General features: G+C 72.4%; 20 protein-coding genes and 1 tRNA gene. 16 read left to right on the forward strand and 5 right to left on the reverse strand.

Annotated features, from left to right (window positions below):
* Positions 1-5: 5 nt before the first annotated feature.
* From ACQPYE_RS01725 to ACQPYE_RS01745, 5 genes are all read left to right on the forward strand, one after another.
* Positions 6-512: a hypothetical protein gene (locus ACQPYE_RS01725; protein WP_498718759.1), complete on the forward strand. Its 507-nt coding sequence runs from the start codon at positions 6-8 to the stop codon at positions 510-512.
* 84 nt (positions 513-596) lie between these two features.
* Positions 597-2624 carry a bifunctional MFS transporter/dTMP kinase gene (locus tag ACQPYE_RS01730; protein ID WP_498718760.1) on the forward strand — a complete coding sequence of 676 codons (2028 nt, stop codon included), beginning with the start codon at positions 597-599 and terminating at the stop codon, positions 2622-2624.
* A gap of 20 nt (positions 2625-2644) precedes the next feature.
* On the forward strand, positions 2645-3844 hold the full coding sequence (locus tag ACQPYE_RS01735) for a DNA polymerase III subunit delta' (RefSeq protein WP_498718761.1): 1200 nt from the start codon (positions 2645-2647) through the stop codon (positions 3842-3844).
* 201 nt (positions 3845-4045) lie between these two features.
* Positions 4046-5179, forward strand: a complete 1134-nt coding sequence (locus ACQPYE_RS01740) for a patatin-like phospholipase family protein (RefSeq protein ID WP_498718762.1) — start codon at positions 4046-4048, stop codon at positions 5177-5179.
* A complete protein-coding gene (locus ACQPYE_RS01745; RefSeq protein ID WP_498718763.1) occupies positions 5176-7599 on the forward strand; it encodes a protein kinase domain-containing protein in 2424 nt (807 codons plus the stop codon). The genes ACQPYE_RS01740 and ACQPYE_RS01745 overlap by 4 nt, the downstream gene beginning before the upstream one ends.
* A gap of 4 nt (positions 7600-7603) precedes the next feature.
* Here the strand turns inward: ACQPYE_RS01745 and ACQPYE_RS01750 are convergent, their stop codons facing one another.
* Positions 7604-9187 (reverse strand): hypothetical protein, encoded by a 1584-nt coding sequence (locus ACQPYE_RS01750; protein WP_498718764.1) that lies wholly within the window; start codon positions 9185-9187, stop codon positions 7604-7606.
* 126 nt (positions 9188-9313) lie between these two features.
* Here ACQPYE_RS01750 and ACQPYE_RS01755 point away from each other — a divergent pair.
* A tRNA-Thr gene (locus tag ACQPYE_RS01755) sits at positions 9314-9387 on the forward strand.
* Between the two features lie 168 nt (positions 9388-9555).
* On the forward strand, positions 9556-9735 hold the full coding sequence (locus ACQPYE_RS01760) for a hypothetical protein (RefSeq protein WP_498718765.1): 180 nt from the start codon (positions 9556-9558) through the stop codon (positions 9733-9735).
* Here the strand turns inward: ACQPYE_RS01760 and ACQPYE_RS01765 are convergent.
* Together ACQPYE_RS01765 and ACQPYE_RS01770 are read right to left on the reverse strand one after the other, a co-directional pair.
* Positions 9722-10672: a TIGR03617 family F420-dependent LLM class oxidoreductase gene (locus ACQPYE_RS01765; protein ID WP_498718766.1), complete on the reverse strand. Its 951-nt coding sequence runs from the start codon at positions 10670-10672 to the stop codon at positions 9722-9724. The genes ACQPYE_RS01760 and ACQPYE_RS01765 overlap by 14 nt on opposite strands.
* Before the next feature lie 11 nt (positions 10673-10683).
* The gene (locus ACQPYE_RS01770) at positions 10684-11367 is read right to left on the reverse strand and encodes an excalibur calcium-binding domain-containing protein (protein ID WP_498718768.1); all 684 of its coding nucleotides are present in this window, start codon (positions 11365-11367) and stop codon (positions 10684-10686) included.
* Positions 11368-11657: 290 nt separating this feature from the next.
* On the opposite strand from ACQPYE_RS01770, the gene ACQPYE_RS01775 reads away from it, so the two are divergent.
* Both ACQPYE_RS01775 and ACQPYE_RS01780 read left to right on the forward strand, forming a co-directional pair.
* Positions 11658-12173, forward strand: coding sequence for a MarR family winged helix-turn-helix transcriptional regulator (locus ACQPYE_RS01775; RefSeq protein WP_498718769.1), 516 nt, complete (start codon positions 11658-11660; stop codon positions 12171-12173).
* Positions 12173-13849, forward strand: coding sequence for an MDR family MFS transporter (locus ACQPYE_RS01780; RefSeq protein ID WP_498718770.1), 1677 nt, complete (start codon positions 12173-12175; stop codon positions 13847-13849). The genes ACQPYE_RS01775 and ACQPYE_RS01780 overlap by 1 nt, the downstream gene beginning before the upstream one ends.
* A gap of 87 nt (positions 13850-13936) precedes the next feature.
* Here the strand turns inward: ACQPYE_RS01780 and ACQPYE_RS01785 are convergent, their stop codons facing one another.
* Entirely contained in the window at positions 13937-14440 is a 504-nt protein-coding gene (locus tag ACQPYE_RS01785; RefSeq protein ID WP_498718771.1) for an inorganic diphosphatase, read from the reverse strand.
* 114 nt (positions 14441-14554) lie between these two features.
* Here ACQPYE_RS01785 and dacB point away from each other — a divergent pair, with 114 nt between their 5' ends.
* From dacB to hpt, 4 genes are all read left to right on the forward strand, one after another.
* Positions 14555-16177, forward strand: coding sequence for a D-alanyl-D-alanine carboxypeptidase/D-alanyl-D-alanine endopeptidase (dacB, locus tag ACQPYE_RS01790; protein WP_498718772.1), 1623 nt, complete (start codon positions 14555-14557; stop codon positions 16175-16177).
* Between the two features lie 182 nt (positions 16178-16359).
* The gene (locus ACQPYE_RS01795; protein ID WP_498718773.1) at positions 16360-17373 is read left to right on the forward strand and encodes a zinc-dependent metalloprotease; all 1014 of its coding nucleotides are present in this window, start codon (positions 16360-16362) and stop codon (positions 17371-17373) included.
* Positions 17370-18281: a tRNA lysidine(34) synthetase TilS gene (tilS, locus tag ACQPYE_RS01800; RefSeq protein WP_498718774.1), complete on the forward strand. Its 912-nt coding sequence runs from the start codon at positions 17370-17372 to the stop codon at positions 18279-18281. Before ACQPYE_RS01795 ends, tilS begins: the two co-directional genes overlap by 4 nt.
* Positions 18282-18298: 17 nt before the next feature.
* Positions 18299-18850 carry a hypoxanthine phosphoribosyltransferase gene (gene hpt / locus ACQPYE_RS01805; protein WP_498722816.1) on the forward strand — a complete coding sequence of 184 codons (552 nt, stop codon included), beginning with the start codon at positions 18299-18301 and terminating at the stop codon, positions 18848-18850.
* 203 nt (positions 18851-19053) lie between these two features.
* On the opposite strand, the gene ACQPYE_RS01810 is transcribed toward hpt, so the two are convergent.
* A complete protein-coding gene (locus ACQPYE_RS01810; RefSeq protein WP_498718775.1) occupies positions 19054-20754 on the reverse strand; it encodes a substrate-binding and VWA domain-containing protein in 1701 nt (566 codons plus the stop codon).
* A 422-nt stretch (positions 20755-21176) separates the two neighbouring features.
* On the opposite strand from ACQPYE_RS01810, the gene ftsH reads away from it, so the two are divergent.
* The 3 genes from ftsH to folP are packed head-to-tail and all read left to right on the forward strand — an operon-like array spanning position 21177 to position 24897.
* Positions 21177-23438, forward strand: a complete 2262-nt coding sequence (gene ftsH / locus ACQPYE_RS01815; protein ID WP_498718776.1) for an ATP-dependent zinc metalloprotease FtsH — start codon at positions 21177-21179, stop codon at positions 23436-23438.
* 17 nt (positions 23439-23455) lie between these two features.
* The gene (gene folE / locus ACQPYE_RS01820) at positions 23456-24079 is read left to right on the forward strand and encodes a GTP cyclohydrolase I FolE (protein WP_498722817.1); all 624 of its coding nucleotides are present in this window, start codon (positions 23456-23458) and stop codon (positions 24077-24079) included.
* 29 nt (positions 24080-24108) lie between these two features.
* Positions 24109-24897, forward strand: coding sequence for a dihydropteroate synthase (gene folP / locus ACQPYE_RS01825; RefSeq protein WP_498722818.1), 789 nt, complete (start codon positions 24109-24111; stop codon positions 24895-24897).
* The last annotated feature ends 4 nt before the right edge of the window (positions 24898-24901 follow it).

Consider the following 24901-nt stretch of genomic DNA (forward strand, 5'->3'; position numbering starts at 1 on the left):
GGGCGGTGGACGGCTTAGCCAAGGGTCGGTCCGGCGCGGGCAGGCCCGGCGCGGGCCGATTCGCGCACGACGGGACGCAGCCGCCACCGCCCCCTCCGCTGTTCCCGGACGCGCTCGCCGGCCTGGTCACGGGCGAGCGCTACGTGACGAAGGCCGTGCCGCCGATCGTGCCGCCGACGCCTGCGCCCGTGCCGCGGCCCGGACCGGCGTACGTCCCGCCGGCCCGGCGCGAGCCGGCCCGCAAGCCCGTGCGCGCTCCGGCCCGACAGGTGACGGGCGAGCCCGCGGCACACGTGCCGCACGCCGAACTGGCACGTCAGCAGCCCAAGGCGGCGTCCGCGCCGCAGACTTGGCCGGACCGGCTCACGCCGGGGCACGGGGTCGTCGAGCCGGGGCCGAAGAAGGGCAAGGGCGGGCTGATCGGCTGCCTGGTCGTGCTGGCCGCGCTCGGGGGGCTGCTCTTCAACGTCGTGCGTGAGATCATCGAGGCGGTGGTCGACCTGATGCGATGATCTCGCCCAGGTCACCCGAACGGCGGATGTGGTCAGACGGGTGAACCGGTCCGGCTACCCTTACCGCCTGCACCATCGGCGGGGGTGAGCACCATCCAAGACGGCGGCACAGCGGCCTCGACCAGCCACCGGATTCGCAGCGTGTTGGCGATCCGGCCGTTCCGCAGGCTCTGGGGTGTCACCTATCTGTGCAGTGTTGGTGACTGGTTGTCACTGTTGGCCTTGACGGGCCTGGTCACCAAGATGATGGACAGCTACCAGTGGCAGAGCTTCTCGCTCAGCCTGGTCGTGCTGACCCAGCTGCTGCCCGGCATCCTGTTCGCGCCGCTCGGCGGCGTGCTCGCGGACCGGTTCGACCGCCGCAAGATCATGGTGGTCTGCGACCTGCTGCGCGGCGGCTTGTTCATCTCCATCGCGCTGGTCGGCACGGCGTGGTGGCTGTTCATCGCGAACTTCCTGGTCGGCTGCTGCGCGATGCTGTGGATCCCGGCCAAGGACTCGGCGGTGCCGAACCTGCTGCGGCGGCCGGACCAGGTGGAGACGGCCAACCAGCTCGGCCTGGTGATGACCTACGGCATCTCGGTCATCTCCGGCGCGGGCCTGTACTCGATCATCTCCGGCATCCCCGGTTACCTCGGCCTGCAGAACAGCGACCTGGAGTTCCGCATCGCGACCATCGCGGTCATGGTCAACGGCGCGCTGTACGTGACCTCGGCCATCATCGTCGCGACCCGCATCCCGGAGCTGTCCGGCCGGATCGCCGCGATCAAGCGGACCCGCGAGAACGGCGAGGCGCCCGGCTTCTTCGCCATGCTGCGCGACGGCATGAAGTACGCGGCCCGCACGCCGCTGGTCCGCGGCCTGGTCATCGGCATGATCGGCGCGTTCGCCGCGGCCGGCGCGGTGATCGGCACGGCCACCCCCTACTCGCTGTCGCTGCTGGGCGGCGACTCCGCGTTCGGCCTGCTGTTCGTGGCCGTGTTCGCCGGCCTGGCGCTGGGCATGGCGACCGCGCCGCGGATGGCCCGCCGGCTGCCCTACGACCGGCTGTTCGGCGTGACGATCCTGGTCGCGGGCGTGAGCCTGCTGTTCGTGGCGTTCGCGCCGCACCTGTGGGTGGCGCTGATCGCGGTGGCGTGCGTCGGCGCGTCGGCGGGCATGGCGTTCCTCACCGGCCTGACCATCGTCGGCTCGCAGGTCGAGGACGCGATGCGCGGCCGGACCGTGGCGCTGCTCCAGTCGTTGCTCAAGGTCGTGCTGTTCGCCGCGTCGGCCGCCGCTCCGCTGCTGGTCACGCTGGTGCAGAAGCGCACGGTCACGGTCTTCGGTCACCCGATGGTGGTGGACGGGACGCGGCCGGTGCTGTTCGGCGCGGGCGTGATCGCCGCCCTGCTCGGGCTGATCGCCTACCGGCAGATGGACAACCGGCGCTCCGAGCCGTTCCTGTCCGACCTGCTCGCGGCGCTGCGCGGGCGGGCGCGGCGGACCGGCGGCGTGCTGATCGCGGTCGAGGGCGACACCCGGCAGGACACGTCCGTGCAGGCCAGGAGGCTGGCCGAGGCGTTGCGCGAGACCGGCCGCGAGGTCGTGCTGGCCTCCGACCCGGACCTGGACGAGCAGCGGTTGCGCAACCTGCTGTCCACCGCCGACCTGGCCGGGGTGCGGGCGCACGCCCTGGTGGCCGCCGCCGTGCGGGCCGACGTGGTGGAACGCGAGGTGCGGCCCGCGCTGGACAACGGCGCGCTGGTCGTCATGGAGCGGTACGTCGACAGCCCGCTGGCGCACTTCAGCGCGGCGGGCAGCGTGGAGCCGCGCGAGGTGGAGGGCCTGGTCGACTGGGCCACCGGCCGGCTGCGGCCGGACATGACCGTGCTGCTGGACCGGACGCCGTCGCAGGTGCGGGCCTCCGGCGGCACGCTGGACACCGTCGAGCACCACTGGCGGGTGCAGAAGCTGCTGACCGACATGGCCTCGGCCGACCCGGAGCGGTACGTCGTGGTCGACGCCGACGGCACCGAGGACGAGGTGGCCGCGCGGGTGCGGACCGCCGTGCTGCCGCTGCTGGCGCGGCGGACCAGGATGCCGGTCAAGCCGGTGGCGGAGACGCCCTGACGGGTCGGTACGGTCGCCCCGTGAACCGTGGTGTGTGGGGCGACGTCGTCGGCCAGCCGGAGGCGGTCGCGGTGCTGTCGGCGGCGGCGGAGGCGGCGGCGTCGATCGTGGCGGGCGGCACGCCGGCCCCGGGCGCGATGACGCACGCGTGGTTGTTCACCGGGCCGCCCGGCTCGGGGCGCTCGGTCGCGGCACGGGCGTTCGCCGCCGCGTTGCAGTGCGGCGCCACGGACGACCGGCCGGGCTGCGGCGCGTGCGCCGGGTGCCACACGACCTTGGCCGGCACGCACGCCGACGTGCGGGTGGTCGCGCCCGAGGGCCTGTCGATCTCGGTGGCCGAGATGCGGTCGCTGGTGCAGGTGTCGGCCCGGCGGCCGACGTCCGGGCGGTGGCAGGTGGTGATCATCGCCGACGCCGACCGGCTCACCGAGGGCGCGGCGAACGCGCTGCTCAAGGCGGTGGAGGAGCCCCCGGCCCGGACCGTGTTCCTGCTGTGCGCGCCGTCGGACCACCCCGAGGACGTGTCGGTGACCATCCGGTCGCGGTGCCGGATCGTCTCGCTGGCCACCCCGCGCGTCGCGGCGATCGCGTCGGCGTTGGAGCACGAGGGCGTGGCGCCGGAGGTGGCGTCGTGGGCGGCCTCGGTGTGCGGCGGGCACGTGGGCCGGGCGCGGCGGTTGGCCACGGACGAGGAGTCGCGGTCCCGGCGCGAGGCGGTGCTGCGGATCCCGACCGCGTTGCGGCGGCCCGCGGACGTCTTCACCTGCGCCGACCAGCTCGTCTCGGCCGCCGAGGGTGACGCGCAGACCGCGAACGAGGGCCGGGACGTGGCCGAGCGCGAGGCGCTGGAGACCGCCATGGGCGGTGGCGGCACGGGCAAGGGCACGGCCGCCGCGTCGCGCGGGGCCAAGGGCGCGTTGAAGGACCTGGAGAAGCGGCAGAAGTCGCGGGCCACCCGGACCCAGCGCGACTCGCTGGACCAGGCGCTGGTCGACCTGGCCGCGTTCTACCGGGACGTGCTGGTGACCTCGACGGGCGCGCCGGCCGTGCTCAACCACCCGGACCGGGCCGAGGACGCGCGCGCGGCGGCGGCGGAGTGGACGCCGGAGTCGACGTTGCGCCGGCTGGAGGCCGTGCTGAGCTGCCGGACCGCGCTGGAGCTGAACGTGAAGCCGCGGATCGCCATCGAGGCCATGCTCACCACCCTGCAACGGGGCTGACCGGCTCGTCCCGACGAAGTGGAATTCGTCCCGACAAGACGGTGCGAGATCCGCAGAATTGCGGGAATTCGACGTTTCCGTTTCGGACGTCGAATCGTTGGAATCATACGTTCGGGTGATGAAGGGTCGACTCGGACCGGAGTCGGCGGCACGCTACTAGCGTTGATCGCGTAGCCGCGCTCTCCGAGAGGTCGTCGCCTCATGTCCTGGAACAACGGTCAACGCCGTCATCGGCCGCCGCTGCCCGGCGCGCGCACGATCGCGTCGGCGACGCATTCGGGCGCCGGGCTGCCGTGGTCGCCCACGCACCCCGTCCTGGAGGTGCTGCGGGCCCGCCGTGCCTCGGGCAGCAAGCCCGGTGCGAGGGAGGACGGCCTCAAGGTGGGGCTCGCCATCGAGGGCGGCGGTCTGCGTGGGGTCGTCTCCGGCGCGATGCTCACGGCGGTGGAGGACCTCGGGTTCGCCGACGCGTTCGACGACGTCTACGCGTGTTCGTCCGGCGCGGTGAACGGCGCGTATTTCATCAACAGGCGCACCTGGTTCCCGCTGTCCATCTATTTCGACGACCTGACCGATCCGGCGTTCCTCGACTTCCGCCGGGTGCTGCGGCGCGAAGGGCCGATGAATCTCGCGTACGTGTTCGAGGAAGTGCTGGTCCGGCGCAAGCCGCTGGACTACGCGGCAATCATCTCGGCCGCCCAGCGGTTGCACGTGATGGTCACCGACGTCGACGCGCTGCGGACGCTCGACGTCAGCGACTTCTCCTCGCCGGAGGACGTGCGGGAGGCGTTGCGGGCGAGCACCTGGTTGCCGTTGGCGATCAAGGGCACCACGACGTTCCGGGGCAACCGCGCCATCGACGGCGGCGTGCTGCGCTTCCACCCGTTCCGGGCCGCGGTCGAGGACGGGTGCACGCACGTGCTGTCGTTCAGCACCAGGCCGATCGCGCCGCCGAGGACCGGGGTGTCGGTGATCAACCGCCTGGTCGCGCGCCACCTGGAGAGGATGCGGCCGGGCCTCGGCTCCGGGTTCCTGGACTCGACGGTGGAGTACGTGACCGAGGACCGGCCCTACCTGGCCCGGAGCCGGCGGTCCCCGGACCCGTCGCCCGCGGTGCTCGACCTCGCGCCGCTGCCCGGCACGCCCGAGGTGAAGCGGCACGAGGTCGACCGGGGCAAGCTGCTGGACGGCGCGCGCTCGGCCTACCGGATGACCCACCTGGCGCTGGAGGGCGTCGACGCGGAGGTGGTGCCGAGGCTGACGGTCGTGCCCCCCACCCCCGGCGTCGGCCCGGGTTCGATCCCGAGCCCGGCGGTCGAGGAGCCGACGTTGTGAGCGGGACGCCACCGGCTCGCCGGCCCGACGTGGAGACCCTGAGGCAGGTCTTCGGCGACATCACGGCCTTCGACGCGAAGGAGCCGGACACCTCGCTGCTGCGCCACATCCGCGAACTGTGCCCGGCGGTGGAGGACTGGCGGCGGCTGCTGGCCGCCATCCCGCCCGACAAGCTGTCCTTCCAGCTCGACGTGGGCGTGCAGCGCCCGCGCGCGGTCGAGGTGCTGACCCGCTGGTGCCGGGACTTCAAGACCAGCCGGGTGGGCGGGCACTCCCGGCGTGACGCCGAGACGCACGGCTACCTCTCGGTGCTGCTGATGACGCTGATCACGATGGAGGACTCGACGCCGGCGGGCAACGGCGTCGGTGGCCGGCCCGTGGGGCACGGGTGCGACGCGTTGTGCCGGCTGCTGGTGCGCGACGCCTCCGTGCGCGCCGTGCTGCTCAACCTCTACGCGCCCGACGCCGGTGACCGGTCGGACGAGCGGGCCGTGCGGGAGTGGCAGCGGATCCGGCACGCGGAGCTCGAGTTCCACCGGCACGGCTCGACCTCGTTCATCCTGCGCGGCCTGCCGGACGAGTCGGCGGGCCGGCGCATCCGGTTCGCCCTCAAGTGCGTGCTGTTCCCGTACTCGAAGATCCCGGTGATCGCGGAGAAGACCCGGACGTACGCGCGCGACCACAACGCGCTCGACGTCGACGGCAGGCCGGTCGAGCACATGGTGCGGGTCTGGGCGAGCACGTCGCACTGGATCCTGATGGACTTCGCCGAGGGCAACACGCTGGCGGAGGAGATCCAGCGGGTCAAGGACGACTCCGCCACCGTGGCGCTGAGCCGGCGGCGCACCCAGGTCCGCTCGCCCGCGGGCAACGTCCGCCTCGACGTGATCCGCAAGATCGGCCTGCCGCTGGTGACCGCGCTGGCCGAGCTGCACTCGCGGGACAAGCGGCACGAGGACCTGTCGCCCACGAACATCATCGTGCGCCGACGCGCGCCCGGCACGGGCGGTGGCGAGTACGACGTCACGTTCGTCGACTTCGGCCGGAACTACCTCTACAGCGGCGCGGTCGGCGGCCTGGAGACCGGGCAGGGCGCCTTCGTCGCGCCGGAGGTGCGCGAGAACGCGGACGACGTCACCAAGGCCGACGTGTACTCGCTCGGCCGGATCCTGATCGCGCTCGGCGACGTCGGCGAGAACCGGGACGGCACCATCCCGGACCGCTTCTACGGCCAGGCGCCGCTGCTCGCGCGCTTCGTCGAGGACCTGATCGACGTGCGGCCGGAACGCCGGCTGCTGGTCTTCCCGATCGCCGCGGCCGACCCCGACGTCTACCGGGTCCTCCGGCAGGTGCTGGAGCAGGAGCTCGACGTCACCCAGGCGGCACTGGTCGAGGACCCCCTGCGGCGCCCCCACGCGATCCCGGACGACCGGCAGTCGGTGGTGGCGATGCTGTCGTCGCTGGTCCCGCCGTCGCGCGAACCGAAGAAGAGGCGGCGGATCCACCGGCTCCGCAAGGCGCAGGGCGTGCTGGCGGACCCGCGCCGGTCGATGCACGCGCGGTGGCTGCTGACGTTCTCCGTGCTGTCGTCGATCAGCTTCGCGCTCAGCACGACGGTGTGCGTCTACTGGTTCCTCCGCGACATCGGCATCGACGTGCTCGGGCCGGCCGACCAGCTCGCGCTGCGGGTGCTCGGCGCCCAGCCCGACGTCATCCCGCTGGTCGACGACCTGCGCCGGCCGGGGTACGAGCTGGGTCGGGTGTGGGAGAACCTGCCCGCGCGGATCATCGGCGTGAGCTTCGCGCTCGCGTCGGTCCGCTACTACCAGAACATCCTGGGCGGGCTGACGACCCGGGTCGCCGACTCGCCGGGCGCGCCGGGGGCCGCGCTGCGGTTCGGCACCGAGCTGTCGCTGCGGATCATGTCCATCTGGGGCTCGTGGCTCATCCTGGCCGTGAACCTGGTCGACGTCCGCTGGTGGCCGATCGGGACCGCGATCGGCTACACGGGCGTGCTGTTCTCCAACATCCTCTGCGCCCGGTTCGCGACCGAGCAGCTCGCGCTGGCCCGGCGGCACGGGCTGAGCACGGTGCCGCCCGAGCACCAGAAGATCACCGGCCTCGACGGCTTCCGGCAGTGGGGCCCGACGATCACGTTCTACGCGCTCACGGTGTGGACGTTCGCCATCCTGATCGTCCAGGGCGTGCTCAACGACACCTACGTGTACGCGGCGGCCGTGGCGCTGGTGAACATCGGCCTGTTCTACGTCATCAAGACCGGTGTCAACGCGCTCGACGTGCGCACCGGCCTGAACCGGTGCTTCCTGGCCGCCGAGCGCCTGCGGTACGAGGCCGACCGCGACCGGCGGCTGCTGATCCCGGTCAGCAGGCCCCAGCCGGTGCTCGCGGACATGGGGTGAGGCGCTACGGGGCGGACGAGCCGGCGCGCGCCACCGGACGGGGACGGCGGGTCGGCAGGGCCGCCACCAGGACGACGCCGACCAGCAGCAGCGCGGTGCCCGTCCAGAAGATCGGGACCGTGCGGTACGCCGCGTTCGTGTAGGCGAGCGGTTCGCCCTTCTTCGGCGGCGCGGCCTGCCCGCCGCCACCCGGGGGCTCCTGCGCCGGAGCGCAGACCACGCCGCCGTTCGGGGCCGCCGCGCGCACGACCTGCTCACCCAGGGACACCTGTGCCAGCGCCGACGGCAGGTTCGGCAGACCGAGGGCGTCGGTCGGCAGCAGCTGGAGGTCGAGCAGGCGCGCGGTGGCCCCGAGCATGAAGCCCTCGATGGTGGGACCGCCCTGCTGGAGCGGGCCGTCGAGCGCCACGTCCTTCTGGTTGAGCTGGGCGATCTGCAACCGCAGCACGCCGATGTCGAGCTTGGGCAGGCCCTCGGCCACCGCGCCGACCAGCGGCAGCTCCCGGCCGGGGCTCAGCCCGATCGGGACGTCCAGCACGGGGTTGGCCGCGTCGAGCGTGGCCAGCTCCACGCCGCCCTGGCTGACCCGCAGCACGGGCGCGGTGTAGGTAATCCCGGACGTGGCCCGGTCGCCGGTGGACAGCGCGACCAGCGTCGGTTGGCCGACCACGTCGACGCGGATCTCCGCCGGGGTGCCGGCCAGGAGGCGCACGCTCGCGGCCTGGAGCGTGGACGTCGACCGCACGGCCTTGTTCGGGCTGCCGGGCAGGTCGACCAGCTCCACGGTGGAGTGCGCGCTGAGCGTGTCGGGGAGGCTGAGCAGCGAGCCGTTCGCGCCGGTGCCTGGCGTGCCGGAGAGCAGGCCGCCGAGTCGGCTGAGCGGCGCGGCGAGCTGCTTGACGCCGTCGACCAGGGCCTGCCTGGCGGCGGTGTCGAGCTTCGTCGCGTCCCCGCTGAGCAGGTCGGTGAGGTCGGGCGTGCCGGGCAGGGTGGGGATCGCGTTGAGGACGCTCAGGGACGCGACGGAGGTCTTGGCGTCGGCGAGGGGCCGCACGCACGGGCCCAGCTCGTCGTGCCAGCGGGCGTGCGCGCTGCCGGTGAGCAGGCCGACCTCGATCAAGGCGTCCAGCGGGGTGGCGGGTGGGGTGAGGCCGCCGGTGACGGGCGCGGCGTTGTCCGGCGAGGCGGTCTGCACCAGCGTGCCCGGCGTCTGCGGCGCCCGGCCACCCACCGCGAAGCCGAGCGGCGACGCCTGCGCGACCGACCGCTCGTAGGACAGGAACGCCTCGGTGTTGGCCTGGGCGGAGGCGAGCCCGACCCCGATCTCGGCCGCCGACTGCTCGGGCAGCCGCTCGCCGAGGCCCGGCAGGATCGTGGTCGTCGGCGTCGAGCCGGGCGCGAGCCTGACCACGGCCAGACCGGTGCCCGCGTCGCCGATCGCGTGCGCCCGGGGAGCCGGTCCGGCGGACACCGGCGGCTGGTCGGGGTCGCGCGGACCGGGCACCGGCGTCGTCACCGGCTGGGCGAGGGCGGGAGCGGCGCAGAGCGCGACCAGCACGGCGGCGGCGGGCAGGGCCATCAGGCGCATGTGGTCGGACCTCCAGTACGGCGGCGGCCATCGCGCGACGCCCACGTGAGCGGCGTCACTTGTCGCTCTAACGACCAACCCCCGGTTCGGTGACGGTGGGGAGGTCGGCTATAGTTGTCGCGTCTCGCCGCCTTAGCTCAGTCGGCCAGAGCGGCTCACTCGTAATGAGCAGGTCATCGGTTCGATTCCGATAGGCGGCTCGCGAGATACGAAGGCCCCGGGCGTCCACCCGGGGCCTTCGTCATGTCCGGCGCGTGCGCCACACCACTGCCGGCTACCGCCGGGGTCGACGACGTTGCTCCATCGGGGTGACCTTTTCACCATTGGCGTCAGGGGTGCGTCACCGTGTCGTTGCCACGGTGGAGGTGATGGCGATGGTCACGATGGTCGTGCTGACGGTGCTGGCCCTGCCGCTGGCCGTGCTCGCGGCACGCGTCGGGCGTCGGCGCTGGGTCCGCGGGCGGACCGCGGCGCGGGTCCGGGCCGAGTTGTTCCGGCACTGGGTGATCCGGGACGAACCGAGCGGACGGCACCTCATCCGGTCCTGACGACCGGGGCCGCGATCCGGGTGATCACGTCGCCGTAGCGGCGGATCAGCTCGGCCTTCGCGGTCGCGGGCGTGCCCACGACGGCGAAGGCGTGCAGGACCTCGTCGGTGACGGCGGCGGCCATCTCGTCCCACCGCCGCCGCCGGGACAGCCGGTGCAGCTCCTCGTGCAGGTCGCCCCAGCCGTGCAGGTCCAACACCTTGCGGTAGGCGGGCGTCGAGCCGTAGAACGCGATCTGCCGCCGGACCTCCGCCACCCCTTCCTCGTCGCACGCCACCAGCGACGGCCCGCTGATCTCCAGTCCCGCCGACGGCTTCCCGGCCTTCGCCCGGCCGCGCGCCAACGCGGGCAGCGTCACCTCCCGCAGGTACCGCTCGGTGGTGAAGGAGTGGCACAGGAAGCCGTCCGCCACCTCGCCCGCGACCTCGGTCATCAGCTCGCCGACGCCCGCGAGCCACACCTTCGGCGGGCCGTGCGGGTTGGGGCCGGGGTCGAAGAACGGCGTCATCAGCGTGTGGGTGTAGAACTCGCCGCGGAACCTCAGCCGCTCGCCGGTGGCCCAGGTGTGCCAGATGGCGCGCAACGCCAGCACGAACTCGCGCATCCGCGCGGCGGGCCGTGACCACGGCATGCCGAACCGCTTGGTGACGTGCGGTTCCACCTGCGAGCCGAGGCCGAGGTGGAACCGGCCGCCCGACAGCAGTTGCAGGTCGTTGGCCTGCACCGCGGTGCTCATCGGGTTGCGCGCGAACGCCACCGCGATCGCCGTGCCCAGCTCGACCCCGTCCACCAGCCCGGCCACCCGACCCAGCGCCAGGAACGGGTCGTGCCTGGTCTCCGCCAGCCAGAAGCCGTCGCAGCCCCGCGCCCGGGCCGACCGGGCCGCGTCCACCACGGTCCGGGGGTCGTACTCGATCTCCAGCCGGTCCACCTTCACGGCGCTCGAACCTACTCGCAGGCCACGCCGTCCTTGTCGCGGTCCAGGGCTGCCCGGTAGCCGGGCTGACCGGAGTAGAGCGGCGCGGCGCCCGCGGCGCGGGCGGCGTCGCAGTTGGCGTAGTACGCGCTCGCCGGCTGTTCCGGCTGGGGCGCGGGGGCGGGCGGGGGTGGGGGCGGGTCGTACGTCGGCGCGGGAGGCGGCGGTGGCGGTGGTGGCGGCGCGACGGTGTCCGCGCCGGCGCAGGGCGCGCCCCACAGACCGAGACCGGCGGCCTTCGCCGCGTCCTGGGCCGAGGTGAGGGCGGCGGAGGCGGCCTGCCCGGCGCGGGCCATGCCCCGGCTCACCGCGTGCACGGCCAGGTCGGCGCCGTCGGGCAGCAGCACGGTCGCTCCGACCACGCGCAGGTCCTTGCCCGCCACCGCGGCCTTCAGGAAGTCCACCGCGGCCGCGGACCAGCACTCGCCGGGCTGCGCGAGCCCGGCCAGCAGCACGCGCCCGCCGCCGGACAGGGTGATCGTGCGCCCGTCGACCACTTCCGCGACCTTCACGGGCGGGGGCGTCGTGGTCGTCGTCCTCGACGACGTGACGGTGGTGGTGGTCGTCGTCGTGGTCCCCGGTGCGGTGAGCGCTCGCGGGCTGCCGTCCTCGGCTCCCGAGTTCGCGATGCCGATGATGAACAAGAGCAGCAGCACGACACCGACGGTGATGAGGAAGCGGCGCTCGCGGGGGAGCGCGCGCCAGGAAGCTAACGGGCCCGGATCCGTCGGGCCTGCGGGTTTACCTGCCATGCACGCCTCATCGTCAACGCGACGACCGGGTGTTACCCACGTCACTTGGCATGTCTGAACGGTTACTCAGGGTCAACTGCTACGCCTGGGGTCATGAGACCGGTGTCACCGGTAATTGATTTGCCATGTCACCCGTTCGAGCGCATGCTTGTACCTAGCAACTAGTTGGTTGATGCAAGCAAACGGAGTGTGCGATGACGACCCCGGTAGGTGACGAAGTGCGGGCCGATGGGCTCGTGATGGCCGACCGGCTGGGCATGGCGTTGGTACGGATGAACAAGATGCACGCCTGCGTCGCGTCGCACATGAGCAAGGCGGGCCTGGACAAGGCGTCCTTCGTCCTGCTGGCCAACCTCAACCAGATGGGCCCGTCCCGGGCCGGCGCACTGGCCGAGGCGGTGTTCTCCGACCCGTCCACGGTCAGCCGCCAGGTGGCGACGCTGGTCAAGGACGGCCTGGTGGAACGCCGGGCCGACCCGGAGGACGGCCGGGCGAGCGTGCTGGCGGTGACCGAGGCGGGCGCGCGGCTGCTCGCCGAACGCCGCGCGCAGCGCAACGTCGCGCTGGCCCGCCTGTTCGCGGACTGGCCCCCACAGCAGTGGGCCCAGTTCATCGAGTACTTCGAGCGCTTCGTGGGGGACTACGAGAAGGCGCTACCGGATTTCATCGCTGAGAGCGGACTGGGGCCGCGCTCAGAAGGGGAGAAGTGATGTCGGAAACGACAACCCGAGCGGACGCGCCGCCACCCGGCGCCGCCCTGCTCACCCACCGGCAGATCCTGACGATCCTGTCGGGCCTGCTGCTCGGGCTGTTCCTGGCCGCGCTCGACCAGATGATCGTGGCCACGGCCATGAAGACCATCGCGGACGAGCTGCACGGCCAGACGCTCCAAGCGTGGGCGACCACCGCGTACCTGATCACCGCGACGGTCTCCACGCCGCTGTACGGCAAGCTGTCCGACATCTACGGCCGCAAGCCGATGTACCTGACCGCGATCTCGCTGTTCCTCGCGGGCTCGCTGCTGTCCGGCATCGCGAACTCGATGTACGAGCTGGCCGCGTTCCGCGCGGTGCAGGGCCTCGGCGCCGGCGGTCTGATGTCGCTGGCCATGGCGATCCTGGCGGACATCACCTCGCCGCGTGAGCGCAGCCGTTACACGGGCTACTTCATGGCCGTGTTCGGCATCTCCAGCGTGGCGGGCCCCGTGGTCGGCGGTCTGTTCGCGGGCATGGAGTCGTTCCTGGGGACGGCCGGCTGGCGCTGGGTGTTCCTGATCAACGTGCCGATCGCGCTGGTCGCGCTCGTCGTGGTGGCCAAGGTGCTCAACATCCCGCACCAGCGGGTGAACCACCGGATCGACTTCGTCGGCGCGGGCCTGCTGACCACCGGCCTGGTGCCGCTGCTGATCGTGGCCGAGCAGGGTCGCGGCTGGGGTTGGGCGTCGGGCACCTCGATCGCCATGTACGTCGTCGGCGTGCTCGGCCTGGTCGGGTTCGTGCTCACCGAGAAGCGGATGGGCGACGAGGCGCTGCTGCCGCTGCGGCTGTTCAAGCGGCAGACGTTCGCCCTCGGCAACGTGGTCAACTTCCTGCTCGGCGTCGGGATGTTCGGCGGCATGGTCTCGCTGCCGCTGTACCTGCAGATCGTGAAGGGCTACTCGGCCACCGAGTCCGGCCTGATGATGCTGCCGCTGACGTTCGGCATCATGCTGGCGGCGGGCACGAGCGGCAACATCACCGCCAAGACCGGCCGCTACAAGGTGTTCCCGGTCATCGGGTTCGGGTTGATGACGGCCGCGCTGTTCGTCTTCAGCACGGTCGGCACGGACACGTCGATCTACCAGCCGCTGGCGCTGATGTTCTTCCTGGGCGCCGGTCTGGGCCTGTGCATGCAGACCCTGCTGGTGGCCATCCAGAACGACGCCGAGCCGCGCGACATGGGCGTGGCGACCTCGTCGGCCACGTTCTTCCGCCAGATCGGCGGCACGGTCGGCACCGCGGTGTTCCTGTCGATCCTGTTCAGCACGGTCGGCGACAAGATCGGCGACGCGCTGCGCACGGCGGCCGGCACGCCCGACTTCCAGGCGGCGCTGGCCCGGCCGGAGAACCGCGAGTTCGCGGCCGGCCTGCAGGGCGGCGGCTCGGGCTTCGACCTGGACAACACCGAGTTCCTGACCAAGCTCGACCCGGTGCTGGCGCGGCCGTTCCTGGACGGCTTCTCCTCGTCGATCGACCTGGTGTTCCTGGTCGGCGGCCTGGTGACGGCGATCGGCTTCGTGGTGATCTGGTTCCTGCGCGAGGTGCCGCTGTCCAACCGGTCCGGCCTGGAGCGGGTGCGGGACGAGAACGCGGAGGGCGAGAAGCCCGCGCCGATCGCGCTGCACTGACGCGTCAGGCGCACGGACCGGCGGAAGCCGGAGAAGCGGAAGAGGCCCGCTCCCCGAGAAGGGAGCGGGCCTCTCGCGTGCGTCGGCTCAGTGGTCCTCGCCGCGCGCCACGGCGTCCTTCAGCCGCTGGTACGAGCGGACGATCTCCGCCTCGGCCTCGGTGCGGCCGACCCACGTCGCGCCCTCGACGCTCTTGCCCGGCTCCAGGTCCTTGTAGACCTCGAAGAAGTGCTGGATCTCCAGCCGGTAGAACTCGTTGAGGTGGTGGATGTCGCGCAGGTGCTCGGAGCGCGGGTCGTCCGCCGGGACGCAGAGCAGCTTGTCGTCGCCGCCCTTCTCGTCGGTCATCCGGAACATGCCGATCGCGCGCGACTTGATCAGGCAGCCCGGGAACGTCGGCTCCTGCACGATCACGAGCGCGTCGAGCGGGTCGCCGTCTTCACCGAGCGTGTTGTCGACGAACCCGTAGTCCGCCGGGTACTGAGTGGCCGTGAACAGGGTCCGGTCCAGCCGGATGCGCCCCGTCTTGTGGTCCATCTCGTACTTGTTGCGGACCCCCTTGGGGATCTCGATCGTGACGTCGAACTCCACTGCGCGGTCCTCGCTCGTCTTCGCCGTTCGTTACGCCACTAGTGTGGACTACGTCGTCTCGTCAACCCCTGGCAGAGGGTGTGACGTTGCCCGTACTCGACCGCGGAGGACTGCGTGCCCGACGAGCCATCGTGGCCGACTTTCGACGGCGACGAGGTCGACCGCGAGCCGCCGACGGTGCAGGTCAGGCGGCCTGACCCGCCCACCATGCGGATACCGGCGCCGGTGCCGGCCAAGCCCGTGCGGGTGCCGCCGAAGCCCGTCGCGCCACCGTCGCCCGCGCCGGCGACCGAGATCAAGTCGGAACCTGAACCGGTCCCTGAACCGATCACGGAACGTGAAGAGCCGTCGCCTCCGACGCGGCGGCGCAAGCGCCCGTTCGTGTTGGCCGCCGCGGCGCTGCTGGTGATCGCGCTCGCCGGCACGGCGGTGGTCGGCGCGCAGCGGGGGTGGTTCGACGCCACGCCCGCGGCGACGACGGCCGCGCCGCTGCCACCCGCGCCGGTGTCGTTGTCGGTGAAGGGCGTCGGCGCGGAGGGCAAGCAGGCCACGGCGGCGGGCGTGGGCGCGGTGCTGGCCGGTCCCGCGGCGAACGGGCTGCTGGCGCCGTTGACGGGCCTGGTGGTGGACCCGGCGACCGGCGCGGCGCTGTGGAACCAGGGCGAGACGACGCCGCAGACGCCCGCGTCCACGATCAAGGTCCTGACCGCGGCGGCGGCGCTGCTGGCCCTCGACCACTCGGCCCGGTTCTCGACGAAGGTCGTGCGCGGCGCGCAGCCGGGCGCGGTCGTGCTGGTGGGCGGCGGCGACCCGACGTTGTCGTCCCGGCCCGCCGGCGAGACGACCGTGTACCCCGGCGCGCCCACGGTCGACGAGCTGGCCGCGCAGGTCCGCGCGTCCGGCGGCCAGGTGACGCAGGTCCAGTACGACGTGTCGCGGTACGTGGGACCGGGCACCGCGCCCGGCTGGGACCCCAGCGACGTGCCGAACGGGTACGTCGCGCCGATCGAGCCGGTGATGCTGGACGGCGGGCGCGGCGACCCGACCAAGTACGACACGCCGCGCACGGCCACGCCCGCGGCGACGGCCGCCCAGGCGTTGGCGCAGCGGCTCGGCGTGCCGTCGGTGCCGGCCCCGGTCGTGGCGGCGCAGGACGCGCAGGTGCTCGGCGAGGTGAAGTCCGCGACGGTGGAGCAGCTGGTCGAGAACCTGATGCAGATCTCGGACAACGTGCTGGCCGAGACGATGGCGCGCGAGGTGGCCAAGGCGCGTGGGCTGGAGCCGTCGTTCGCGGGGGCGGCGCAGGCGGTGCGGCAGGTGCTGACCGAGCACGGGTTCGACCTGTCGACGGCCGCGGTCGTGGACGGCAGCGGGTTGTCGCCGAACGACAAGGTGCCCGCGAAGCTGCTGGCCGACGTGCTCGTGGCGGCGGCGGAGCCGGACGCGTCCGACCCGGAGACGGCCGAGCTGCGGCCGTTGCTGACGGCCCTGCCGGTGGCGGGCGGCAGCGGCACGCTGGCGACCCGCTACGAGCAGTGGGGCGCGGGCGGTCGGGGCTGGGTGCGGGCCAAGACGGGCACGCTGACCTCCGTGAACACGCTCGCGGGCGTGGTGGTGGACGCCGACGGCCGGCTGCTGGTGTTCGCGTTCATGTCGTTGAGCCCCGAGCAGAACAACGCCAAGGTGCGCGGCGCGCTGGACGAGATGGCCGCCGCGCTGCGCACGTGCGGCTGCTGACCGTTCTGAGCGTTCAACTCGGGGTGCCTGAACGTAGGACACGCCTGTTCCGAACGTAGGACTCGCGCGACGTGAACGTAGGACTCGCGCGAGAGTCCTACGTTCGGAACAGGCGAAGTGAGCGCTCAGGACGTGGACGCGGGAGTGTTGTGGGGGCGGTCGGCGCAGGTAGCGTCAGGAGGGTGAACCCGGCGACGCAGGACCGCAGTGCCCCGGTCGATTGGGCCCTGGCCGTCACCACGGCGACCAGGCTCGTCCGGCCCGGCCCGATCGTGCCCAGAGCCGAGGCCGACATCGCCGTGCACCGCCTGCGGGAACTCGCCGTCGACGCCGAGGTGCACGTCCGCGAGCTCACCGGCCTCGGTCACGGCATGCCGCTCGCGCAGGGCGAGGTGGTGGACCGGCCGGGCTGGGTGCGGGCCGCCGTGCAGGGCCTCGCCGCCCTCACCGACGGCGCCCTGCCCAAGCAGTCCGGCGCGTTCGGCGGCGTCCTCGCGGGCACGGCGGGCGTGCAGGCGGGCGTCGTCATCGCCTTCCTCAGCGGCCGGGTGCTCGGCCAGTACGACCCGTTCTCCGAGGGCGGCAGGCTGCTGCTGGTCGCGCCGAACATCGTCGGCGCGCAACGCGCCCTCGACGTCCCCGGCGAGGACTTCAGCATGTGGGTCTGCCTGCACGAGGGCACCCACCGCCTCCAGTTCACCGCCGTGCCGTGGCTCGCCGGGCACTTCGCGGGCCTGGTCGCCACCCTGCTCGGCAGCATGGACGAGGGCTCCGCGCCACGCCTGCGCGACCTGCCGAAGCGGCTGCGCGAGTCGGGCGGCCTGGTGGAGCTGCTGCAGAGCCCCGGCCAGCGCGAGGTGCTCGACCGGCTCATCGCCCTGTCGACGTTGCTGGAGGGCCACGCCGACCACGTGATGGACGCCGTCGGCCCGGAGGTCGTGCCGTCGGTCCGCACGATCCGCGAGCGCTTCACCGCCCGCCGCCAGGGCGGTGGCGTGCTGGACCGGATCCTGCGCACGCTCCTCGGCGTCGAGGCGAAGGTCCGCCAGTACGCGGAGGGCGCGGCGTTCACCGGGCACGTGGTCGACGCGGTCGGCATGGAGCGCTTCAACACCGTCTGGACCAGCGCCGACACCCTGCCGACGCGGGCGGAGATCGCCGACCCGGCTGGTTGGCTGCGCCGCGTCCAACCGTGAACGGACCGCTCGCCGAGGTGCGCACGGCCGTCAAGCGCTTCCTCGCCGAACACCGGCCCGACCGGGTGACGGTGGCCGTCAGCGGCGGCGCGGACTCGCTCGCCCTGGCCGCCGTCACGGCCGGGCTGACCGAGGCGGGCGCGGTCGTCGTGGACCACGGCCTGCAAGCCGACTCGGCCCAGGTCGCCGAACGGGCCGCGCGCACGTGCCGCGAGTTGGGCCTGACCGCCGAGGTGCGCCGGGTGGAGGTCACCGGATCGGGTGGACCTGAGGCCGCCGCGCGCAAGGCCAGGTACGCGGCGCTGAGACCGGAGCGCGGCCTGGTCCTGCTCGGCCACACCAGGGACGACCAGGCCGAGACCGTCCTGCTCGGCCTCGGGCGGGGCTCCGGACCGCGCAGCATCGCCGGGATGCGCGCGCACGACCCGCCGTGGGGCCGTCCGCTGCTGCGGGTGCCCCGCGCCGTGACGGAGGCCGCATGTGACGAACTCGGCCTCACGCCGTGGCGCGACCCGCACAACGAGGACCCGCGCTACACCAGGGTCCGCCTGCGCCGAGAGGTCCTGCCGCTGCTGGAGGACGTGCTCCAGGGCGGTGTGGCCGACGCCCTCGCCCGCACCGCCGCCCACCTGCGCGAGGACAACGACGCGCTGGACGAGCTGGCCGAGGCGTTCGACGGCGACCGCCGCTCGGTGGCCGACGTCGGCCGCCTGCCGACCGCCCTGCGCCGCCGCGTCCTGCGCCGTTGGCTGCTGGCGGAGAACGTGCCCGAGTTGTCCGACTCGCACCTGCGCCGGGTGGACGCGCTGGTGAGCGAGTGGCGCGGGCAGGGCGGCGTGTGGCTGCCCGGCGGCTTTGTGGCGCGGCGTGCGCATGGCAGGCTGCGAGTGGAACCAGTGCAGTCATGACAAAAGGGGAACCGTCCGTGTACGACGGCGACATCAGCTCCGTGCTCATCAGCGAGCAGGAGATCAGCGACAAGGTCACCGAGCTGGCCAACAAGGTCGCGGCTGACTACCCGGCCGACGGTGGGAACGACCTGGTGCTGATCACCGTGCTCAAGGGCGCGGTGATGTTCATGACCGACCTGGCCAGGGCGTTGCCGGTGCCGGTGCAGCTGGAGTTCATGGCGGTGAGCTCCTACGGCTCGTCGACCTCGTCCTCCGGCGTGGTGCGCATCCTCAAGGACCTCGACCGGGACATCGCGGACCGCGACGTGGTCATCGTCGAGGACATCATCGACTCGGGCCTCACGCTGTCGTGGCTGCTCAAGAACCTGGCGTCGCGCAAGCCGCGGTCGCTGGAGGTCTGCACGCTGCTGCGCAAGCCGGACGCGGTGAAGGTCGAGGTGCCGGTGAAGTACGTCGGCTTCGAGATCCCGAACGAGTTCGTGGTCGGCTACGGCCTGGACTACGCCGAGCGCTACCGCGACCTGCCCTACATCGGCACCTTGGACCCCAAGGTCTACTCGGTGTAAATGGCCGCTGCTTCGCAGACGGCGGCGAGGTCGCCTGGAAGTCGGTCGTTCGTGACTCGTTTTCCGACGATCGAAGAGCGTGATCGCCGGAAAATGAGTCACGAACGACCGACGCGACCTCGCGGCGGGGTGGCGGGGTGGTGGTGGGGTGGTGCCATCATGGTGCCGCCGGCCGGCTGCGGAGCAGCGGCAATCCGGCACCGCTAACAGTTCGGCCGGCAGCGCCGCTGCGAGATGCCGTCCAGCAGCACGCCGCGGATGTCCTCGGGCTCCATCGCCTGGTAGGCCTTGCCGCCGGTGGCCTCGGCGATCTGCCGCAACGCGTTCATGTCCGCGTCCGCGCCCAGCCCCACCATGATCATCGGCACCGGCCGCGACGGGTCGGCCTCCTGCCTCAACGTGGCCAGCAGGCCGGGCAGGTCGATGCTGGAGATGTCGTCGTTGCTGCCGTCGGTGATCAGCGTGACCGAGTTGATCTTCGACGGGTCGTAGGTCTGCTGCACGTGCCGGAACGCGGCCAGCGCCGTCTCGTGCAACGCCGTGCCGCCGCCGACCAGGGCGGGCAGGTTGCCGGCGCCCTTCTGCAGCTGCACCCGGCGCGGCGCGCCGCCGATCGGCTCGCCGAGCGGGCCGACCGGCACCAGCTCGATCCAGTCGTTCGGCGGCTTCTTGTTCGTCGAGAACGCCCACAGGCCGATCTCCGAGGTGTCGGGCAGCATGCCCAACGCGGTCAGCGCCGCCTCCTTGGCCGCCTCGACCCGGGTCTGGCCGTTGCTCATCTTCTCGGCCATCGAGCCGGACACGTCCAGCACCGCGAGCAGCCGGGTGTCCAGGCTGACCGCGCCCCACGTGCGCAGCAGCTCGGAGACCTGGTCCGGGTCCGGCGTCCTCAGCACGGTCACGTCGTCGCCGCGCACGCCGTGCTCCTCGTTCGTCCAGCCGCCGGGCGCCTTGCCGTCCGGCGTGCGGAAACCGGCCTCGGCGAACCGCTGGGCGGTCCGGACGGTGCGCAACGCCTGCTCGAAGCCGACCGCGGCCTGCGCGGTGCCCGCCTGCTCGCTCAACCGGCTCACCCGCACCACGGGGTAGTCGAACGAGACCGTGCCCTCCTTGGGGTAGGAGGCGACGACCCGGCGCGTCCCGGCCGCCCGGTTGGCCGACAGCACGGACTGCTCCGAGGCGGTGAACACGGGCGCGTCGTCCGAGCCCTGCACGACCTTGCCGAACGCGTCGCGCACGGACGGCAGCGCGTTGCGGCCGACCCGCAGCAGCGCGCCGATCAGCTCGGGCTTCGGCGTGCCGTCCGGGTTGCCCAGCTGCGCCCGGATGACCGCGAGCGTGGCCAGGCCCTCGGTGGACGTGGTCGGGTCGCTCAGCGTCACCGGCACCCTCGGGTCGACGACCTTCGCCCAGCTCACGGGCGTGATCGGCCAGCCGAGCGCGGTCATGGCGCCCGCCGAGCCCGCGATCACCAGCGGCGAGCCCGCCAGCGGGTCGTGGATCTCCAGCCGCGGCGCGTCCTCGCCCTCGTCACCGGCCTGCCGCTGGGTCTCGGCCGCCCACATGGACGAGTCCGGCACCCACAGCGCGGGCGGGTTGATCTGCGCGGTCGGCAGGTCGTTGGCCACGTCGGCGGCGCCGCGCGCCTCGACCTGCACCTGCACGCACTTGCCGTCCACGATCGGCTGGGTCGCCTGGTAGTCGTCGGCCGCGCCGCGCACCACTTCCTCGATCGCGGGGGTCACCGCGATCTTGAGCGGTAGGGTGCCCTGGCACTCGGGTCCGCTGGTGGCTCGCAGGGCCACCACGGTGACGCCCGCGGCGGCGATGACGCCGAGCAGCGCGCCCACGGGCAGGAGGACGCGGCGGAGGCGGCCGGGGCGGTCCGGGTTGCGAGCTGACATGCTTCGTACCTTCGGTCGGTGTTCACCCTTTCGGGTGGGTGAGGAACACTCGGTTGGTTGCCGAGGATGACACGGCTCACTCACATGACAAACTCTCGTGTTCCATGTCACCCGAGTGGCCCTCAAGTTGTCGCTACCTGCTAGTAGGCGATGACCCCTCGTGAGTGACTACGGGCCCGGGACCTCGCCGGTTCACGGCCGGATGAGCCGACCGGCCGAACCTCGTTGACCTGCGATCCGTGTTCGCGGTCACCACGGGAACCCCAAGGGCTCCTCACCCGTTGGTCCGGACAAGACGCGACAGGGCCCGCACGCGGAGCGCTTCGCCCGAGCCACGGGCGGTAGTCTGGTCGGACGGGTGTGCCCGTCTGCGCCCGTCGACAAGTCAGGGAGGGTCGAGGCCGCCCGCCGGCCGTAAGTGCATGGACCGCAAGCGCCTGCTTCGCAACCCGCTGCTGTGGATCGTGGCGGTGTTGTTGCTCTTTTACGCCTTCAACGTGCTCTTCGACGACAACCGGGGCTACGCCCCGATCAAGACGTCCCAGGCACTGCAACAGATCCGGGACGGCCAGGTCAAGGAAGCCACGATCGAGGACAAGGAGCAGCTCCTCAAGCTCACCCTCAACGACGGGGTGACCGTCGAGGGCAGCAACCGCGTGCGCGCCCAGTTCCCGGCGAGCTCGACGGACGAGGTCTTCACCATCCTCGACCAAGCGGGCAACAAGCCCGTCGTGGAGACCAAGGTCACGCAGGACTCGTTCCTGATGCAGATGCTGCTGTACATGATCCCGCTGGGTCTGCTGCTGCTCCTGCTGATGTGGATGATGAACAACTCCCAGGGCGGCGGCAACCGCGTCCTGAACTTCGGCAAGTCGAAGGCAAAGCAGCTCTCCAAGGACATGCCCAAGACGACGTTCGGTGACGTCGCGGGCGCCGAGGAGGCTGTCGAAGAGCTCTACGAGATCAAGGACTTCCTGCAGAACCCGGGCCGCTACCAGGCCCTGGGCGCGAAGATCCCCAAGGGCGTGCTGCTCTACGGCCCGCCCGGCACCGGCAAGACGCTGCTCGCGCGCGCCGTGGCCGGCGAGGCGGGCGTGCCGTTCTACTCGATCTCCGGCTCGGACTTCGTCGAGATGTTCGTCGGCGTCGGCGCCTCGCGCGTCCGCGACCTGTTCGAGCAGGCGAAGCAGAACGCGCCGTGCATCATCTTCGTCGACGAGATCGACGCGGTCGGCCGCCACCGCGGCGCCGGCATGGGCGGCGGGCACGACGAGCGGGAGCAGACCCTCAACCAGCTCCTGGTCGAGATGGACGGCTTCGACTCGCGCGGCGGGATCATCCTGATCGCGGCGACCAACCGGCCCGACATCCTCGACCCGGCGCTGCTGCGCCCCGGCCGCTTCGACCGGCAGATCCCGGTGTCCGCGCCGGACCTGAAGGGTCGCAAGCAGATCCTGCGCGTGCACGCCAAGGGCAAGCCGTTGGCCCCGGAAGCGGACCTCGACGGCCTGGCCAAGCGCACCGTGGGCTTCTCGGGCGCCGACCTGGCCAACGTGGTCAACGAGGCCGCGCTGCTCACCGCGCGCAAGAACGGCACCATCATCACCAGCGTCGAGCTGGAGGAGTCGGTGGACCGGGTGATCGGCGGTCCGGCGCGCAAGAGCCGGGTCATCTCCGAGAAGGAGAAGAAGATCACCGCCTACCACGAGGCCGGGCACGCCCTGGCCGCGTGGGCGATGCCGGACATCGACCCGGTCTACAAGGTCACGATCCTCGCCCGCGGCCGGACGGGTGGTCACACCCTCTCCGTGCCCGAGGAGGACAAGGACCTGATGACCAGGTCCGAGATGATCGCCCGGCTGGTGTTCGCGCTGGGTGGCCGCTCCGCCGAGGAGCTGGTCTTCCACGAGCCGACCACGGGCGCGTCCAACGACATCGAGCAGGCGACCAAGATCGCCCGCGCGATGGTCACCGAGTACGGCATGTCCGCCCGGCTCGGCGCGGTCAAGTACGGCCAGGAGCAGGGCGAGCCGTTCCTCGGCCGCACGGCGGGCCGGCAGGCCGACTACTCGCTCGAGGTCGCGCACGAGATCGACGAGGAAGTGCGCAAGCTGATCGAGGCCGCGCACACCGAGGCGTACGAGGTGCTCAACACCTACCGCGACGTGCTCGACGCGCTGACGCTGGAGCTGATCGAGAAGGAGACGCTGCACCAGAAGGACCTGGAGCGGATCTTCGCCGAGGTCGAGAAGCGACCGCGGATCACCCAGTTCAACCAGTTCGGCAACCGCACCCCGTCGGACAAGCCGCCGGTCAAGACCCCGGCGGAACTGGCCAAGGAGCGCGGCGAGCCGTGGCCGCCGGCCATCGAGGACACCCTGGACGACGAACCGCCGGTCCAGGACCCGACGCCCACGCCGCCGAACGGCCACAACGGCGTGCTGACCCCGCACCCGCAGGCACAGCACCCGCAGGCACAGCCGCAACCGCAGCCGTACCCGCAGGCCTACCCGCAGCAACAGCAGCACCCGTCGTCCGGTCCGCCGAACTACGGCGCGCCTCCCGGGTGGACCCCCGCGACGGCGCCCGGCGGCGCACCGCAGCCACCGCAGTGGCGGCCGGAGCCGACGGACGCGGAAGCGGGGAAGCGGTCCTTCGACACGGACCCGGACAACCGCACGTGACCGAGCACGGCACCGCGATCGACCAGACCGGCCTCTCCGCGAACGGGGGGGCCGGTCTCGCGCGCCGGCCCTTCGACCAGAAGCGGGCCGAGGCGGCGGTGCGCGAGCTGCTGCTCGCGTGCGGTGAGGACCCGGAGCGCGAAGGGCTGCGCGACACGCCGGCCCGGGTGGCGCGGGCGTACCGGGAGCTGTTCGCCGGGCTGCACACCGACCCGGACAGCGTGCTGGCGAAGACGTTCGACGAGAGCCACGAGGAGCTGGTGCTGGTCACCGACATCCCGATGTTCTCGTTCTGCGAGCACCACCTGCTGCCGTTCCACGGCGTCGCGCACGTCGGGTACATCCCGAACGAGCACGGCCGGGTGACCGGGTTGTCGAAGCTGGCCCGCCTGGTCGACCTGTACGCCAAGCGGCCCCAGGTGCAGGAGCGGCTGACGTCGCAGGTGGCGGACGCGCTGATGCGCCGGCTCGACCCGCGCGGCGTGATCGTGGTGGTCGAGGCCGAGCACCTGTGCATGGCCATGCGCGGGGTGCGCAAGCCGGGCTCGCGGACCACGACGTCGGCGGTGCGCGGGCTGCTGCGCGACTCGGCGTCGTCGCGGGCCGAGGCGATCGACCTGATCAAGGGGCGGTTGCGGTGAGCGTGCCCAGGCCGGGGCACTGCGTGGTGATGGGCGTGCTCAACGTGACCCCGGACTCGTTCTCCGACGGCGGCCGGTACCTCGACCTGGACGACGCGGTGGCGCACGGCGTGGCCCTGTTCCGCCGCGGCGCGGACCTGGTCGACGTCGGCGGCGAGTCGACCCGCCCCGGAGCGGAGCGGGTGTCGGCGGAGGTCGAGGCCGCGCGGGTCGCGCCGGTGGTCGAGGCGCTGGTCGCGGAGGGCGTGCCGGTCAGCGTGGACACCACGCGGGCCGAGGTGGCGCGGGCGGCGCTGGACGCGGGCGCGTCGATCGTGAACGACGTGTCCGGCGGGCTGGCCGACCCGGCGATGGCGCCCCTGGTGGCGTCGGCGGGCGTGCCGTACGTGCTGATGCACTGGCGCGGGCACAGCAGGCGGATGGACCGGCTGGCCGCGTACGACGACGTGGTGCGCGACGTGCGCGACGAGCTGTGCCGCCAGGTGGACGCCGCCCTGGCCGCCGGCGTGGCGTCGGACGACATCATCCTCGACCCCGGGCTGGGGTTCGCGAAGGACGCCACGCACAACTGGCAGCTGCTGCACGGGCTCGGCTCGTTGCTGGAGCTGGGTTTCCCGGTGCTGGTGGGCGCGTCGCGCAAGAGGTTCCTCGGCGCGCTGCTGGGTGACCGGGCGCCGGACGGCCGGGAGGACGCGACGGCGGCGGTGTCGGCGTTGGCGGCCTTCGTCGGGGCGTGGGGCGTGCGGGTGCACGACGTCGACCGGTCGTTGGACGCGGTGGCCGTGGCGCGGGCGTGGAGGGACGGGCATGCGCCCTGACCCG

Origin of the sequence: Actinosynnema sp. CA-299493 (assembly GCF_050946825.1) — a bacterium.
Lineage (GTDB): Bacteria > Actinomycetota > Actinomycetes > Mycobacteriales > Pseudonocardiaceae > Actinosynnema.

Bases quoted from the DNA above. Each gene is read 5' to 3' on its own strand.
- ACQPYE_RS01740 (WP_498718762.1), top strand. From the start codon at position 4,046: ATGTCCTGGAACAACGGTCAACGCCGTCATCGGCCGCCGCTGCCCGGC.
- ACQPYE_RS01750 (WP_498718764.1), bottom strand. From the start codon at position 9,187: ATGCGCCTGATGGCCCTGCCCGCCGCCGCCGTGCTGGTCGCGCTCTGC.
- ACQPYE_RS01760 (WP_498718765.1), top strand. From the start codon at position 9,556: ATGGCGATGGTCACGATGGTCGTGCTGACGGTGCTGGCCCTGCCGCTG.
- ACQPYE_RS01775 (WP_498718769.1), top strand. From the start codon at position 11,658: ATGACGACCCCGGTAGGTGACGAAGTGCGGGCCGATGGGCTCGTGATG.
- ACQPYE_RS01780 (WP_498718770.1), top strand. From the start codon at position 12,173: ATGTCGGAAACGACAACCCGAGCGGACGCGCCGCCACCCGGCGCCGCC.
- ACQPYE_RS01810 (WP_498718775.1), bottom strand. From the start codon at position 20,754: ATGTCAGCTCGCAACCCGGACCGCCCCGGCCGCCTCCGCCGCGTCCTC.
- ftsH (WP_498718776.1), top strand. From the start codon at position 21,177: ATGGACCGCAAGCGCCTGCTTCGCAACCCGCTGCTGTGGATCGTGGCG.
- folP (WP_498722818.1), top strand. From the start codon at position 24,109: ATGGGCGTGCTCAACGTGACCCCGGACTCGTTCTCCGACGGCGGCCGG.